The sequence below is a fragment of the Pseudoramibacter alactolyticus ATCC 23263 genome (assembly GCF_000185505.1).
GTDB classification, from domain to species: Bacteria; Bacillota; Clostridia; order Eubacteriales; family Eubacteriaceae; genus Pseudoramibacter; species Pseudoramibacter alactolyticus.
The window spans coordinates 813133-829061 of record NZ_GL622359.1 but is presented as its reverse complement, the minus strand read 5'-3'; the positions used below and the strand labels follow the sequence as shown (position 1 = coordinate 829061).

The window sequence follows — 15929 nt, the reverse complement described above, 5'->3', positions numbered from 1 at the left end:
AAATTGAGGAGAAGGCATGCAGTTAACAGAAAATCAACCGAGAGAACACGTGATTTTGGTTCGATACGGAGAGATTGCCCTGAAAGGGCTCAATCGGCATACGTTTATCGATATGCTGGTTAAAAACATCCGCAACACCCTGGGGCATTTTGAAAGTGTTGACGTGAAAAAGGTGCAGGGACGCATTGTGGTGCACGTCAGCGACGTGGAGCTTTCTGCCGGGATGGAAGCGGTGAGCCGGGTTTTTGGGGTGGTCTCACTCAGTCCGGCGACGGTGGTGCCCAGCGAGATGGCCGCCGTTGAGCCGGTGGTGCGGGAAGAAGCGGATAAAGCCCCCTTCGATAGCTTCAAGGTTTGTGTGAAGCGTTCGGATAAGCGCTTTCCGATGAAATCGCCGGACATCGCCAGGCATCTCGGCGGCGTGGTGCTCAAGCATTACGACGGTCAGGGCAAAAAAGTAAAGATGAAAGGAGCCGATCGGGAAATCTGGGTGGAAATTCGGGAACAAACCTATGTGTATTCCGAATTTATCAAAGGTCGTGGCGGCCTGCCGGTGGGCTGCTCCGGCAAAGCGGCGCTGCTTCTGTCCGGCGGGATTGATTCGCCGGTAGCCGGCTATATGATGGCCAAACGCGGCATCCGGCCTATTGCCGTATATTTTCACAGCTTTCCCTTTACCAGTGACCGCGCGAAGGAAAAAGTGATTGACCTGGCGAAGATTCTAACCCAATACACCGGGCGCATGAGTCTCTATGTGGTGCCTTTTACCGATATCCAAACCAAAATCGTTGAAGTCTGCCCGGAACGCCAGACGACGCTCATCATTCGGCGCTTTATGATGCGCATTGCGGAAAAAATTGCTGAACAAAATGGCGCGCTTTCCCTGATCACCGGAGAAAGCCTTGGCCAGGTGGCCAGCCAGACCCAGGAAGGCCTCGCGGCGACGGGGGACGTGGTGGCGATGCCGGTGCTGCGTCCTCTGATTGGAATGGATAAGCAGGAAATTGTGGAGATTGCCCAGGATATTGGCACCTTTGAAACGTCCATTTTGCCTTATGAAGATTGCTGCACCATCTTTGTTCCCAAGCATCCGGAAACGCGCCCGCAGTTGGATAAAATCCGGGCAGGGGAAGCGGCCATGATGGCTGAGGCTGAAGCGATGATTGCCAACGCGGTGGCAAAAGCGGAAGTCGTTCGGCTCTAAATTTGTTGACCGATTTCATACTTTCTCGTATAATAAAACCAAAAAAGGTGAGGCATCGCCATGGGACGCATCGCAGAAAAGAAAAAAGAATTGATATTGGAACGGGCCAAAAAGGTCTTTCTCGAAAAGGGCTTTGCCAATGTGACAATGAAGGATATCATTGAGGCCTGCGGTATTAGCCGTGGTGGTCTGTACCTTTATTATTCTTCGACGCGAGAAATTTTTCTGACAATCTTTCGCCGGGATGCACAACTTACAGCTGATGCTGCCGATATTGCCATTTGGGAAGAGCAAACGGCCACGGATATTCTTTTTGGCGTTTTTGATGTGTATAAAAAAACCATGCGCGGTGACGGGCCGACAATGGCCCACGCTGTTTACGAGTTTTTTATGGAAAACCCGGATGAGCGCATTGTCAAACAGTGGCAGTTTGACGGATTGGTGGAAACCGTTCGTGAGGTGTTGATCTATGGCATTGCCCGCGGCGAATTCAACAAAATGGATACGGCAGTCTGGTCCAAGCAGATTGCGCTGTTTTTGGAAGGCTTAACGCTGAATATGCCGCTCATTGGCATGAAAGAAGCGGAAATTGACCATCAGCTGGAATTATTGGTTTCGCCGATTATCAAGGAAGAGGAACCCTTCTCGGCCTATCAACGACCGGGAAATATGCTCGATTAGTTTCAAAGTTGATTTTTGATTTAAAATAAAGAAAAAATAAACCTCGGTTGCCTTTTGGCAGGTGAGGTTTTTTATTGGTTCTGCCGATTTAAAATCTTAATAGTTTATAATTTGAATAATAAAATATATAAATCAATTGACAAAATATTGGAAGTCGGCTATGATAACAATAAATAAAACGAGGTGAGGGCATGAAAAAAAGTGTTTACAGCTTGATGTTGTTTGATGAGATTGTAGAGCGGATTGATGATATGGCCTATATGCATCACACTAATCGCTCTCAGCTCATCAACGACATTTTGGCAGACTATGTCGGCATGGAGACGCCGGAGCAGAAAATTCAATCGGTGATTGAAGCGCTTAATGCCAATATGGACGATATGCTGGCGGTCAGTCAGATCAATCAAAACAGCAGCATTTATTTTGGCAAGAGCCTTAAATATAAATACCGGCCAAAGGTGCGCTACATCTATGAATTTAAAAATGATGGCGAAGGACGGTACGCGGTGCTGAAAGTGAGTTCGCGGACACAGAATCGGGATCTCAACGAACGGTTTGATGATTTTTTTGATCAGATCTGCACGGTGGAGCGTCAACATCATCAAATTGACCGGGAAGGCGATGACGATCAGACCCAGCACAAATTTGTGCGGGCTTTCAAGCACGCCGGAGCGGTGAGCCGGGATGAGAACACGCTGACAGATTTTCTGACCCGTTATCTGCGCATGATCGATACGGCGATGGACACTTATTTTGAAACGGACGGTCAGGGAAACATCGGAGCGCGGATTGATGCCATCTATTCTCATTTTCTCGGCGAAACAATTAATGAAGATTAAAGAGGTAACCCATGGATATGAATCAATTAACACAAAAATCCATTGAAGCGCTGAAAAGCGCCGAAACAATTGCAAATAACCACAGCCATGTCGAAATTGAACCGGACCACCTGCTGTTGGCTCTGCTCAATCAGGAGGGCGGCGTGGTGGCTCGGGTGTTTGACAAATTGGGCAAGCCCGTGAGCACCATGATTCGCGAACTGGAAACGGAAGTTGCTAAAAAGCCCCAGGTTTCCGGCCCGGGGCGACAGTCCGGTCAGGTCTATGTGAGCCAGGGAACCAACCAGGTTTTAAACGAGGCGGAAGAGCAGGCCCGGAAGATGCAGGATCAATACATTTCGGTGGAACATTTGCTGCTTGGGATGTTTGCCCTGCCGAGAGACAATGACGTGCGGCAGCTGTTTGCCCGTTACGAAGTGGACAAGCAGCAGATTGAAGCCATTGTACAGGAAGTGCGGGGCAGCCAGCACGTGACCAGCGATCATCCGGAATCGACTTATGAAGCGCTGGCTCAGTACGGGCATGACCTGGTGCAGGACTGCATTGACAATAAACTCGACCCGGTGATCGGCCGCGATAGCGAGATCCGCCACACCATCCGAATTCTGTCCCGGAAAACCAAAAATAACCCGGTGCTCATCGGGGAACCGGGGGTCGGCAAGACGGCCATCGTGGAAGGGCTGGCCGCCCGCATTGTCGCCGGCGATGTGCCCGAAGGGCTTAAGAACAAACGCATCATTTCGTTGGATATGGGAGCGTTGGTGGCCGGCGCTAAATACCGCGGCGAATTCGAAGAGCGTTTCAAGGCGGTGCTCAAAGAAGTAAAGGACGCCAACGGTGAGGTTTTGCTCTTTATCGACGAGCTGCATACGGTGGTGGGCGCGGGAAAGGGCGACGGCAATATGGACGCCGGCAATATGCTCAAGCCCATGCTGGCCCGGGGAGAACTCCATTGCATTGGTGCGACAACCCTTGATGAATACCGCAAATACATCGAAAAGGATCCGGCGCTGGAACGGCGCTTCCAGCCCGTTATGGTGGACGAACCCACGGTGGAAGATACCATTGCCATTCTGCGCGGACTCAAAGAACGGTATGAAATTTTCCACGGCGTTAAAATCATGGATAATGCCATCGTCGCGGCGGCAACGCTGTCCAATCGCTATATTTCCGATCGGTTCCTGCCGGACAAGGCCATCGACCTGATCGACGAGGCCTGTGCGATGATCCGTACGGAAATCGATTCAATGCCGGAAGAAATGGATGAAATCAATCGGAAGATCATCCAGCTGGAAATCGAGGAATCGGCGCTTAAAAAAGAAGAAGATCATTTGAGTCAGGAACGGCTTGCGGCGCTGCAGAAGGAACTGGCCGACGAACGCGAAAAATTCAACGCGATGAAGATCCAGTGGGACAACGAAAAACAGTCGGTGGACAGCGTTCAGAAAATCAAAGAACAAATTGATCAGGTCAATCATGAAATCGATATGGCCCAGCGCGACAATGATCTGGAAAAGGCCGCTGAGCTCAAATACGGCAGACTGCCGGCGCTTCAGAATCAGATGAAAACCATGGAAGACGCGGCGGACGCCAAGGGCTACGATGACAATTTGATCCGCGAACGGGTCGGCGAGGAAGAAATCGGCGAAATCATTTCGAATTGGACGGGCATTCCGCTGTCCAAGCTCATGAGCGGCGAACGGGAGAAACTCCTGCATCTGGAAGCAACCCTCAAAGAGCGGGTGATCGGCCAGGACGAACCGATTCAAAAGGTGACCGATGCGATTCTGCGCTCCCGCGCCGGCATTAAAAATCCCAATAGCCCCATCGGTTCTTTCCTTTTCCTCGGGCCGACCGGGGTCGGGAAGACGGAGCTGGCCAAGGCGGTGGCGGCCAATCTTTTCGATTCGGAAGACAACATGGTGCGCATTGACATGTCCGAATATATGGAAAAATTCTCGGTCAGTCGGCTCATTGGGGCGCCTCCGGGATACGTGGGGTATGAAGAAGGCGGTCAGCTCACAGAAGCCGTGCGCCGCAAACCCTATTCGGTGATTTTGCTTGATGAAGTCGAAAAGGCCCACAGAGACGTGTTTAATATTCTGCTGCAGATTCTCGACGACGGTCGGGTGACGGATTCTCAGGGCCGGGTGGTCGATTTTAAAAACACGATCATCATCATGACGAGCAACCTCGGCAGTGAATACATTCTCGACGGCATCGATGTCGACGGCAATATCAAGCCGGCGACCGAAGATACCGTGATGAAGCTGTTAAACCAGACCTTCCGGCCGGAGTTTCTTAACCGGATCGATGAAATTGTGCTTTATAAGCCTTTGTCGAAGACGACGATCAGCAAGATCGTGGATTTGATGCTGGCTCAGGTTCAAAACCGCCTTGACGAACAGGAGCTGCACTTTGAGCTGACACCGGCGGCCAAAGACGCGGTGATCGACCAAGGATATGACGCTTCCTTCGGAGCGCGGCCGCTGCGTCGATTTATCCAAAAGCACATTGAGACGCTGCTGGCGAAGAAAATTCTCGGCGGCGAGCTCAGCCGAGGCGATGTGATGACGGTTGATTGGCAGAACGGACAATTCGTGGTCGGATAATTTTAAACGGACAAGTCAATCATTTTACTCTATTTTATTCGATATAGGGCGGCGAAAGCCGCCTTTTGTTGTGTCCGCTGTTTTCGCATCTTTACTTTGATTTTCCTTTAGGGTAGAATAAATAAGCATTTACGCGATTAAAAATACAAAGGAGGTAGATCATCACATGGGACAGGTTAATCCCGTCGAGTTGGGGATTTTTATTGTGTATTTGGCGGTGTTGATTTTTATCGGGCTGAAGTTTTACGATGCGTCATCCGATTCGTCAGAAGGATTTTTATTGGGGGGCCGCGCCCTGGGCAGCTGGGTCACGGCTTTTTCTGCCCAGGCTTCTGATATGAGCGGATGGCTTTTGATGGGACTCCCCGGCGCAATTTATCTCGGGGGAATGCCTCAGCTTTGGATTGGCATCGGCCTTTTTGCCGGCACCTGCATCAACTGGAAATGCGTTTCCGAACGGCTGCGGGTTTACACCGAAGAAATAAACGCGCTGACTTTATCGACCTTTTTTGACCGGCGCTATAAAGATCCGACCGGTGCGCTGCGGATCATTTCCGCTGTTGTTATCCTGTTTTTCTTTACGATTTACTGCGCTTCGGGCATGGTGTCTTCGGGAAAGCTTTTCTCGACGATGTTCGGTCTGGATTATAATATCGCGGTGATGATCGGCGCGGTGGTGATCGTTTCCTACACTTTTCTCGGCGGATTTTTGGCCGTATGCTGGACGGATTTGATTCAGGGCATTTTGATGGTCATTGCCATTGCAGTGGTGCCGGTGCTTGCCATAATTCACATGGGCGGCTTTGGCACGACCCAAGCGGCGATGACCAGCCAGCATATTTCGCTCAATCTTTTTGGCGGCGGCGTCACGGCTGCAACCATTGTTTCTGCTGTTGTTTGGGGATTGGGGTATTTTGGCCAACCGCACATTCTCGTGCGCTTCATGGGCATCAGCTCGGTTAAAGAAATTCCCAAGGCCAGACGGATTGCCATTGTCTGGTGCTTGATTTCGCTGGCCGGCGCCTTGCTGGTGGGACTGCTTTCCATTCCGCTTTTTCATGGGCTATCCGGCGGGAAAGAAGAAACCGTCTTTATTTTAATGATTCGCAAATTTTTCCCGGCTTGGATCGGCGGTGTCTTTTTGGCGGCGATCATGGCGGCGATCATGTCCACGATCGATTCCCAGCTTTTGGTTTGCTCTTCGGCTTTATCAGAAGACTTGGCTCGCATTTTCTTAAAGAAAGAACTGACTGATAAACAAAGTGTGAGCCTGGGACGTTGGTCTGTTATTGCCGTTTCTGTGGCGGCGCTGGTTATCGCTTTTGGCAACAACGCAACAGTCATGGGGCTCGTCTCCTATGCGTGGGGCGGTTTTGGGGCGGCTTTTGGTCCGCTTGTTCTGTTCGGCCTCTACTCGCGCAGAACCACCTGGCAGGCGGCGTTGTCCGGCATGCTCGTCGGAACAGCGACGGTTATCGTCTGGAAAGTAACCGGCCTTTCGGCACATCTGTTCGGCACGGGAATTTACGAAATTCTGCCTGGATTTGCGCTGAATGTTCTGACCATTCTGATGGTTAATCACTTTACCAAACCGGAAGCCCATGTAATGGAAGAGTATGATGAAATGATTGAGCGGTATCATCGTGCCAAGGCGGCGTGAGGTCACCAAATAACAAAATTTCTTTGATGTAACAGGATGGTGTGGTAAAATAAAATCATATTAAAGAGATGTCAAAGGAGGGGAAGTTGTGAGTCACGATGCACCAGATCCGATTCTGAAGTTTAAAAAGGTTCAGGACGGTCCGGACGAATTTGTCGATATGAAGGTTTTGGACTTCCAGTTTAAAAAAGGCGGCGAAGGTGTGTGCCCGAATTGCGGCGGAAAAACCACGGCGATTGGCCATGACTGGACCTGTGAGTCCTGCGGATTAAAACTCAACGGGCCGATTTTTTTAATCGGCGATCCGTGCAGACTGTTTCTGCCGATCGGCAGGGGCAGTCTTTTTTTAAAATATCGTGTTGTAGCATGGATTTCAGCGGGAATTAAAAAATGGAGCAAAAAAATAACCAATCGAAAAAGGGAATGCGCATTGTCATTGCGGGGATGCTCATCGTGTTCATCGTCGGCTGTTTTTTTGGCGGGCGGCAATGGCTTTTGCCTGCCCGCACCCGTTCGCAGACGGCAGCCAAGCGCCATGCGTTGTCCCAGAGTATTTATACGGCCGATTCACAAAGCGGCTATGCGCGTTTAACGGCGTCAGAGCAAATTGCCTACGCGCAATTTTTAAAAGCGGCCGAAACGCACCTGTCATCGGTCGCACTTTCGGGGATTCGGTTGGATGTCGAGGCCGTTAAACGCGTCTGGCAGGCATTTTATCAGGATAATCCGCAGATCTTTTGGGTCTCCGGATATCGCTATACCTATGGCGGCGCCAATCAAATTGTTTCAGGGGTTCAATTGGTTTATGCCTATACGCAGCAGGAAGCGCAGGCCAAGCAGCGGCAAATTGACACGGGGGCAAAACGCATGTTGGCGCAGATTCCTAAAGGCGCTGACGATTATCATACCGTGCTGGCAGTGCACGACATTATTGTGAAAGATACCCGCTATGGCAGTGGCTCCAAGGACAATCAAAATATCGTTTCGGTGCTGGTGGACCACGAGTCGGTTTGTGCCGGTTATTCGCGCGCGATGCAATATCTGCTGAAAAAGGTGGGGATTTACTGCACGGTGGTTGACGGCCGGGTGGCCGGTCGTGGCGCGCACGAGTGGAACCTGGTGAAGATGGACGGGGATTATTATTTTGTCGACGTGACTTGGGACGATCCGACCTTTGAAGGCGAAGCGCCGTCAGATTATGTGGATCATGCCTTCTTCGGCATTACGACCCGGGCGCTGCTAAAAAATCACACGATAGATGCGCCCCTGGGAGAAATTGCGACGTGCGAAGCCACCCGTGATAATTATTTTGTCCGGGAGCAGCGCGATTATCATGCAGGGGAGTCGGGTAAATTCCTGCGGGCCGTTTTAATGGCCCGTTATCGGGGAGAAAAAATTTTTTCGGCACGTTTTGCATCGGCCGATGACATGCAAAAGGCCGTCAGCCGCCTGAGGTGGCTCCGGCTCCCGGGACTGCGTTATGTGAAGCGCGAAGAGATGCATGTGCTGACGTTATTGATGCCGTAAGGCGTGAACAGGCTTTTGAAATTTCAGAAGTTCTGCAAATGTTTAGAATCTTTGGCTTTAACTGTGCTATACTAAAATAAAAAGTGTGGAGGAAAGCGCAATGCAATTGATCGGTCGAAAAAAAGAGCTCAAAACGTTAAATCAGGCATGGAAGAAAGAGGATGCTTTTATTTTGATCAGCGGGCGTCACGCGGTGGGAAAGACAGCTTTTATTAAAACCTTTGCAGATCATAAAAATCATTTATATTTTGCAGCGCGGAGTGTATCTGATCAGATGAATCGCCTGGCTTTTGAGCAGGCATTTAAACAGCATTTGAACGGGGATATCAAGTCCGGCGACAACAAGATTACCTGGGAAGAATTGTTTCGCCTGTATGCGGAAAAAACGGAAACCGGCGGAAAAATGCTGATCGTCGATAATTTTGAATATTTGTTGGAGGCCAACGGCGACTTTGCCAGAACGATTCGCAAGGCCTGGCAGCAATTTTTCAAACCCAACGGCGTGACGTTGATCCTCGTTATCGGCAATGCCTCCGGGAAGCAAAATATGATGGCGGATAAAGGCTTTGCCTCTGAAGTGACTTGCCAGATTGTCCTTGCGCCGGTGACTTTTGTGGAAATGATGCGCGAATATCCCCATCATGATTTCAGCCAGCTCATGCTGATGTACGCAGTGACCGGCGGCGTTCCGGCTTATTGGTATATCTTTGATCACTGCATTAACGACAAACAGGTACGGGATACCATCGAAGCGAATATTTTAAGCGGAAGAGGGATCTTTTTTGACGAAGTGAGTCGGCTGCTTGAACGGGAAGTGTGGGAACCGTCGGTTTATCATAGTTTGTTGTCTGCATTGTCTGCAGATCGTTCCACTCAAGAAGAACTTGCAGCTTTTACGGACTTTAAGATCGGAAAAATACGAGACGCGCTGGCCAATTTGGAAACGCTGGGTTATGTGGCCCAGACAGCCTCTATCGGGAAGAAAAAACTTTTCGGCAAGCAACGTGTGGAATATCATATCGCCGACCCGATGTTCGATTTTTGGTATACCTTTGTCTTTCCGTATTACGAGGATATTAAAGACAACCGATCCAAAGGTGCCAAGCAGGCTCTCAAGAAAAACTTTGCCCAGTATATTCAAAAATGGTTTCGCCAAGTGGCCGGAGAAATCTTTTTGGTCGCCGCCGCTCAGGACAGCCTTCCGATGCGAACGGATGCGGTTGGGGAATACTTTGATGATGACGATAATAAGATCCCAATTGTCGCGGTCGACGAAGAGCAAAAGAAAATATTCTTTGGGGATTGCGTGTTCACCAGCGAGGCTTATACCAAAAAGAAATTTGATTATTTTGTCGAAAAGGCCCGGGGGATTAAGCGTTTGAAAAAAACGTATAAAGATTATACCTGGATTTTTGGCGTATTCTCGGCCTATCCGTTTGAACAGGAACTATTGGATTACTCCCTTTCGGAGGATAATGTGTTGCTCTTTAACGGGATTACGATTTATTCGCTGAATCAATAAAAATTGAAAAGTTATTTTTGCGTTAACCTCTTTCATCTGAATTTGGATGGGGGAGGTTCTTTAATTGTCTGCTCAAGTCATTAACGGATTGAGAATTAAATAATGACGTTGTATTTTATGGATAAAAGAAAAAAGATGGAAAAACCTTTTATTCAGAACAAACCGTTTCGGGTTGATTCGAATAAAATCCAAAAAATTTAGGAGGAGGATAGCATCGGGCAAATATGAGAATCGAGGTCTGTGAAGTGGCGGGTGACTGCATGTGGGTGACGACAACCTCGCGATGATTGATTCGAGTGAAAAGCAAGGGCATCCAAATACATGGGGATTTTGTACGGAGCGGAAGCCCTTAAAGAAAATACCAATAAAAAAGCCTGAAACCACGCTTTTGTGCGGTTTCAGGCAGTTCTTTAAAAAATAAAATGGCAGGGGCAGAAGGATTTGAACCCTCGGCACGTGGTTTTGGAGACCACTGCTCTACCAACTGAGCTATACCCCTGTGCCAAGAACGCTCTTATTATAATTCAGTCAAAATGAAATTGCAAGTGGAAATTCCTCAAAAAAGCATATTGCAAAAATAGGGAGCAACGTGAAGAATGAAATCGATTTGTCTTGACAGTGGCTATTAAAAAGCCTAAAATAAAAGCAATACGTATCTTATTATAAATTAAATGGTGCACCAGGAGGAAAAACATGAGACAGGCATTGACAGCGAAAGGTCAGCTGGATGTTTGGATGCGCTCGACCGAAGCGGCCCTATCGAACATGGGCATTGAGGATATCACTGTTGACGAAGCGAGTTTGCATATCAGTGGACATCATCCTGAAAAGGGAGCGATTGGCATTGATTATATGACGCCGGAAACGGGGAAAACCCGAATGGTCATTCAGGTGGATGACCCGTCGTTGATTGACGATTATAAACATCAGGTAGCGCCGATTTTTAGACGTGTTATGGATGAGCTGAAAGCTGCAAAAGTTGAGGAACGGGCGGCGGAGACGAATGAATCAGCAGAACAGAGTCCTGAGCGAGAACCATATGCCGAGTCGAAAGCTGACCAGGAAACCTGCTTGCCAAATGAATCGGAAACTTTGCCCGGTGACGGCCGGACAGATCAAACTAAAGAGAAACCACCCGCAGAAGATGGTTGGCAGGAAGTGCCACTGAACGCAAAACAAGATGCACAATCGGAAGCGCAGGCTAATTTAAATGCGCTTTATCATGATGCACCAGTTCCAGAAGTAACAGCCCGGGAAATCAAGAAGGCTGATAAAGCGAATAAACTGGCAAAAAAGAAAAAGAAATGGTTGTTGCCGGTGATTTTGATCGTGATTATTGCCCTGGCATCGGCAGGAGCTTTTGTTTATTATCGTCATCAGCAGTCAACGGCAAGTGACCGTCAGTCGAAAACCCAAACATCTTCTAAGACAAAATCCGATAAAAGCAGTTCAAAAAATACGTCATCTGACGATAATGCGACGGCGGACAATAATACAAGCAATGACAACACGAATAATAATGCAACGTCTACGACAGTGACTTTGGCACAATACAATGCGATTACAACTGGCATGACCTATGATCAGGTCAAGCAGCAGTTCAGCAATGTGGACGGCCAAAAGTTATCGGAATCAACCTATAAAGATCAGTCAAACAAAGACATTAAAACGGAAGTTTATTATTGGAACGGTAATGGGGATTCGGGATCGAATGCCAGTATCACTTTTGCGAACGGTGCCGTCAGCCAGAAAAGCCAATTCGGATTAAAATAAAATCAAAAACGCCCGTTGATTGCGGGCGTTTTTTGCGTTCTGATTTTATTGTTTGAAAAATATTCATTCAAAGAACGGGAGGCATTCTCATTGCAAAATCAAATTAATAAAAGTGTCGATGTATTGAAGCAACTGATAATACGGGATGGGCTCGGGCAAACGGAGCAGGCTTTGGATCTGACAGCGTCCGTTCACGCGGGGCAGTTTCGAAAAAATAAAAAGGGTAAAGCCATTCCGGCCGTGATTCATCCGGTAACGGTGGCCTTGCATGCGGCGGCCCTTAGTTTTTCAGAGGATGAACTATTGGCAGCAGCTCTTTTGCACGACGCATTGGAAGACAGCACACTGCATGAACTGCCCGGTTCTTTTTCGCTGGGCGTTCGGGAAGCGGTGGACACACTGACCTATCGCGGTCGGGGAAAGGCAGACACATCAGCAATGCTGGCCTATTATCATGCCGTTGCACAAAATAGGGGCACGGCACTGATCAAGGCGCTGGATCGCTGCCATAATCTGGCAACAATGTCGGAAGGGTTTACGGCATCACAGCAAAAGACTTATATCAAAGAGACTGAACATTATGTTTTGCCGATGATGGCCGGTGCGGAAAAGCATTTTGAAGATTTAAAACGTCCCTTTTGGCTGGTGCGTTATCAAATGGCGTCGGTGATGCGAACGGCAGCGGACGATCTGACGGGCGACGTGTTGACGGAGATGAATCATTAAAGCTTAAATAAGGTTTGGCGCGAAAGAATTTGGTGCTTGACAGGAATTGGGGTGAATGATAGTATTTGATTGAACACAACTAATAAGCATAACAGATTTCAAAGAAGGAGCACGATCTTCATGAAAATTGCAATTCGGTATTATACGAAAAGTGGGAATACACGAAAATTGGCAGAGGCCATCGGCCGGGCGATTGGCGTTGCGCCAGAGGATATTTCGAACCCCTTGACGGAAGATGTGGACCTTTTATTTTTGGGATCATCGGTTTATAAGGCCGGAGTCGACAAAGCGGTCAAGCGATTTATTTCGGATTTGGATGTCAAGGTGGGGAAGATTGTTAACTTTAGCAGCGCGGCGCTGATTTCCGGCACGTATCGTCAGGTTAAAAAACTGGCAGCCGCCAGGGGCATTGCCATGGCTGATGAAGAATTTCATTGCAAAGGGTCTTTTCACGGTCTGTTTAAATCGCATCCGGACACGGTTGATTTAAAAAATGCCGGCGCATTTGCTGAGAATGTCGTTGCGGGAGGAAAATAATATGAGTGATAAATACGCGCGTTTAAGATTGGATAATCAATTGTGTTTTCCGCTTTATGCTTGTTCACGGGAAATCATCCGAACCTATAAGCCTTTTTTAGACGCTATCGACTTAACCTATACCCAATATATCACGATGATGGTTGTTTGGGAGGAAAGACAAATCTCTGTTAAAGAGATGGGCAAGCGGCTTTATCTGGATTCGGGTACGCTGACACCGGTTCTTAAAAAATTAGAAGCGAAAGGCTATGTGACGCGAAAGCGTTCGGAAATTGATGAGCGTTCATTGATCGTCACCTTGACAGACAAGGGCGAAGCCCTGCAGGATAAAGCCTTGTGTGTGCCGGAACAGATGGGGCAATGTCTGCACCTGTCGTCGGAAGACGCCAGGCAGCTTTGTCAGATTTTGCGACGCTGGCTGGAAACCTACGATGAGGAATAACAGACGGCAAAACCGATTTTGAATATCGAAAATTAGGAGCCATCCGCTGCCGGATGGCTTCTTGCCTTTGCGAACCATTTCTGATAAACTGAAAAGCATCAACAGAGGAAATAAAGGAGCGTAAAGATCATGGAGAATGATTTTACGGCTGCGCAGACCATCGTGGTGAAGGTGGGCACCACCTCGCTGACTCACGACAATGGAACTATCGATTTAAGAAAAATGGACGCCCTTGCCCGGGTTTTAACCGATCTCGAGAATGAAGGCCGGAAAATTGTGCTGGTGTCATCCGGGGCAATCGGCTGTGGGATGCATCGCCTGAAAATGTCCCAAAGGCCAATCACCCTGGAAGAAAAGCAAATGACGGCATCTGTGGGGCAAGGGCTTCTGATGGAATTGTATCACCGCTCTTTTGACAGTTATTATCAAAATATCGGTCAGATCCTTTTGACGAAGGATGTGTTTTCAAATCCGATTAAGCGCATTAATGCCCGCAATACCTTCAGTGAATTGATGAAGCGCAGAATCATTCCGATTGTCAATGAAAATGACCCGATTTCGACCGATGAAATAGAGGAGGAACGCTTCGGTGACAACGATCGTTTATCGGCGATGACGGCGGCATTGATTGAGGCCGACGGCTTGATCATTCTTTCAGATGTGGATGGTCTTTATACCGGGGATCCCGGAAAAGAGGCTCAAGCTCAACGCATCGACATTGTGGAAAAAGTGACGGAAAAGATTATGAAACTGGGAGGTGTATCCGGGTCCAGTTTGGGGACAGGCGGCATGGTAACGAAACTCAAGGCGGCCCGGTATGCCGCGAATCACGGTCTTGAAACCATTATTACCTCGGGAAGCGATGTGAATGTGCTTTACCGTATTATGGACGGCGAGCCAATTGGAACATTATTTCGGAAAAATCAAAAATTTTATCAGGTGAAGGAGCAGGAGGTAAAAAATGTTTAAAAAAGTGATGACGGCGATCGGCGCAGTGTGCGTGGGACTATCGGCCGTTTTTGGCGTGTTTTATTGGCTGGAAAAGAAGAGTGAGAAAAAAGTCGGTGGTAAATTGATGCGGGTCAACTATCGGTTCACCAAAGAATTTGACGATTAAAAGATGATCTCAGCATCACAAATGGAGGCCAAGGGCGGCGATACCGTTTTGATCTTTTCGGCATCGACGGGCGGCGGACATAATCTGGCGGCTCAGACGGTTCAAAGAGGGCTGAGCGAGCGCGGATACACGGTTCAGATCATCGACGCCTTTGCCGATACATCCAAGGCCTTTAATAAACTGCTGACAAAGGGCTATAAGCAAATGGTGGAGAAAGTGCCGCGGTTGTATCATCTGCTTTATAATGATTTAGACAAAGATACGCTGCGGCGAAGAGGCATCTTCAGTCTGGTAGCACGATTTATGAATCCGGATATCATGCCGATGATGGTGGCCAATAAGCCGGTGCTTTTGGTATCCACCCATCCCTTTGTGACCAATATTTTGGGCAGGATCAAAGACATGGGGGCTTTTGATATTCCGATCATCTCTTTTGTGACGGACTATAAATTCCATGGCGTTTATACCCATCCGAAAATCAATGCTTATGTTGTCGGCAGTCCCTACACTAAAAAAGGGATGGTAGAACGCGGTGTCCCGGCAGAGATTATCCACCCCTACGGCATACCGGTTCGGGAAGCCTTCGAAAAAGAAAAAGCACCCTGCGAAGCGATCGACAAAGAGGTGAAAGGGACCGTGCTTTTAATGGGTGGCAGTCTCGGGACGCATCACATGAAAAAAGCGTTTAAGGCGCTGATAAAGAGCCGGGAAAAGATCCGTATCATCGCAGTGTGCGGTAATAACAGCAGCTTGATGGACGAGCTGGAGCACTACGCTCAAAAACACACAAATAATAAATTGGTTCAGGCGTTTGGCTTTGTGGATAATATTCCGGCGCTGATGGACGAGTCTGACGTGATCGTATCCAAACCCGGCGGACTGACGACAGCAGAGGCAATGGTGAAAGGCATTCCGATGATCATTCCTTATTGCTACCCCGGTCAGGAAGAGGATAATGCAGAATATCTGGAAGCTTCGGGGATGGGCATTTGCCTTGAGAAGATTGATGAGCTCACGGATTTGATTGATTATCTTATCGATCATAAATTGATTATCCAGGAAATGGCTGAAAATATGAACACTGAGGCCAAAACTTATTCGCCAAATGCGACTTTGGATTTATGTGAGGCGTTGATTGCGGATTATAAAAAGGCGGCGCTCCAGACAAATCAGGGGGATAGCGCTGAATGATGTGCGTCGATCGCGAAAGATTGGATTATGAGTGTTCCTGCGATGCAGATTGACGATCCGTTTTAGTTCAACTTCTGTATGCACATTTGGATGCGGAG

Annotated in this window: 14 protein-coding genes and 1 tRNA gene; 14 read left to right on the top strand and 1 reads right to left on the bottom strand. The window is 48.4% G+C overall.

What is annotated here, in order from left to right:
• Positions 1–16: 16 nt before the first annotated feature.
• From thiI to HMPREF0721_RS03865, 7 genes are all read left to right on the top strand, one after another.
• The gene (thiI, locus tag HMPREF0721_RS03895; RefSeq protein ID WP_006598260.1) at positions 17–1204 is read left to right on the top strand and encodes a tRNA uracil 4-sulfurtransferase ThiI; all 1188 of its coding nucleotides are present in this window, start codon (positions 17–19) and stop codon (positions 1202–1204) included.
• A 60-nt stretch (positions 1205–1264) separates the two neighbouring features.
• Positions 1265–1885, top strand: a complete 621-nt coding sequence (locus tag HMPREF0721_RS03890) for a TetR/AcrR family transcriptional regulator (protein ID WP_006598259.1) — start codon at positions 1265–1267, stop codon at positions 1883–1885.
• 191 nt (positions 1886–2076) lie between these two features.
• Positions 2077–2724: a hypothetical protein gene (locus HMPREF0721_RS03885; RefSeq protein WP_006598257.1), complete on the top strand. Its 648-nt coding sequence runs from the start codon at positions 2077–2079 to the stop codon at positions 2722–2724.
• A gap of 11 nt (positions 2725–2735) precedes the next feature.
• Complete coding sequence (clpB, locus tag HMPREF0721_RS03880) at positions 2736–5336, top strand: ATP-dependent chaperone ClpB (RefSeq protein ID WP_006598256.1); 2601 nt, start codon at positions 2736–2738, stop codon at positions 5334–5336.
• Positions 5337–5502: 166 nt separating this feature from the next.
• Positions 5503–6996: a sodium/proline symporter PutP gene (gene putP / locus HMPREF0721_RS03875; RefSeq protein ID WP_006598255.1), complete on the top strand. Its 1494-nt coding sequence runs from the start codon at positions 5503–5505 to the stop codon at positions 6994–6996.
• Between the two features lie 390 nt (positions 6997–7386).
• Complete coding sequence (locus HMPREF0721_RS03870) at positions 7387–8523, top strand: transglutaminase domain-containing protein (protein WP_006598253.1); 1137 nt, start codon at positions 7387–7389, stop codon at positions 8521–8523.
• A gap of 100 nt (positions 8524–8623) precedes the next feature.
• Entirely contained in the window at positions 8624–10045 is a 1422-nt protein-coding gene (locus HMPREF0721_RS03865; RefSeq protein ID WP_006598252.1) for an ATP-binding protein, read from the top strand.
• A gap of 423 nt (positions 10046–10468) precedes the next feature.
• Here the strand turns inward: HMPREF0721_RS03865 and HMPREF0721_RS03860 are convergent.
• Positions 10469–10544 (bottom strand) — tRNA-Trp (locus HMPREF0721_RS03860).
• 194 nt (positions 10545–10738) lie between these two features.
• On the opposite strand from HMPREF0721_RS03860, the gene HMPREF0721_RS03855 reads away from it, so the two are divergent.
• The 7 genes from HMPREF0721_RS03855 (at position 10739) to HMPREF0721_RS03825 (ending at position 15831) form a co-directional block, all read left to right on the top strand.
• Positions 10739–11818, top strand: coding sequence for a hypothetical protein (locus HMPREF0721_RS03855; RefSeq protein ID WP_006598250.1), 1080 nt, complete (start codon positions 10739–10741; stop codon positions 11816–11818).
• A gap of 90 nt (positions 11819–11908) precedes the next feature.
• A complete protein-coding gene (locus HMPREF0721_RS03850) occupies positions 11909–12544 on the top strand; it encodes an HD domain-containing protein (RefSeq protein ID WP_169310207.1) in 636 nt (211 codons plus the stop codon).
• Positions 12545–12664: 120 nt separating this feature from the next.
• Positions 12665–13081 (top strand): flavodoxin family protein, encoded by a 417-nt coding sequence (locus tag HMPREF0721_RS03845; RefSeq protein WP_006598248.1) that lies wholly within the window; start codon positions 12665–12667, stop codon positions 13079–13081.
• A gap of 1 nt (position 13082) precedes the next feature.
• Positions 13083–13523: a MarR family winged helix-turn-helix transcriptional regulator gene (locus HMPREF0721_RS03840; protein WP_040639892.1), complete on the top strand. Its 441-nt coding sequence runs from the start codon at positions 13083–13085 to the stop codon at positions 13521–13523.
• Positions 13524–13652: 129 nt separating this feature from the next.
• A complete protein-coding gene (gene proB / locus HMPREF0721_RS03835) occupies positions 13653–14492 on the top strand; it encodes a glutamate 5-kinase (RefSeq protein ID WP_006598246.1) in 840 nt (279 codons plus the stop codon).
• A complete protein-coding gene (locus HMPREF0721_RS03830; protein ID WP_006598245.1) occupies positions 14485–14640 on the top strand; it encodes a hypothetical protein in 156 nt (51 codons plus the stop codon). The genes proB and HMPREF0721_RS03830 overlap by 8 nt, the downstream gene beginning before the upstream one ends.
• Positions 14641–14643: 3 nt before the next feature.
• Complete coding sequence (locus tag HMPREF0721_RS03825) at positions 14644–15831, top strand: MGDG synthase family glycosyltransferase (RefSeq protein WP_242821851.1); 1188 nt, start codon at positions 14644–14646, stop codon at positions 15829–15831.
• Positions 15832–15929 lie beyond the last annotated feature (98 nt).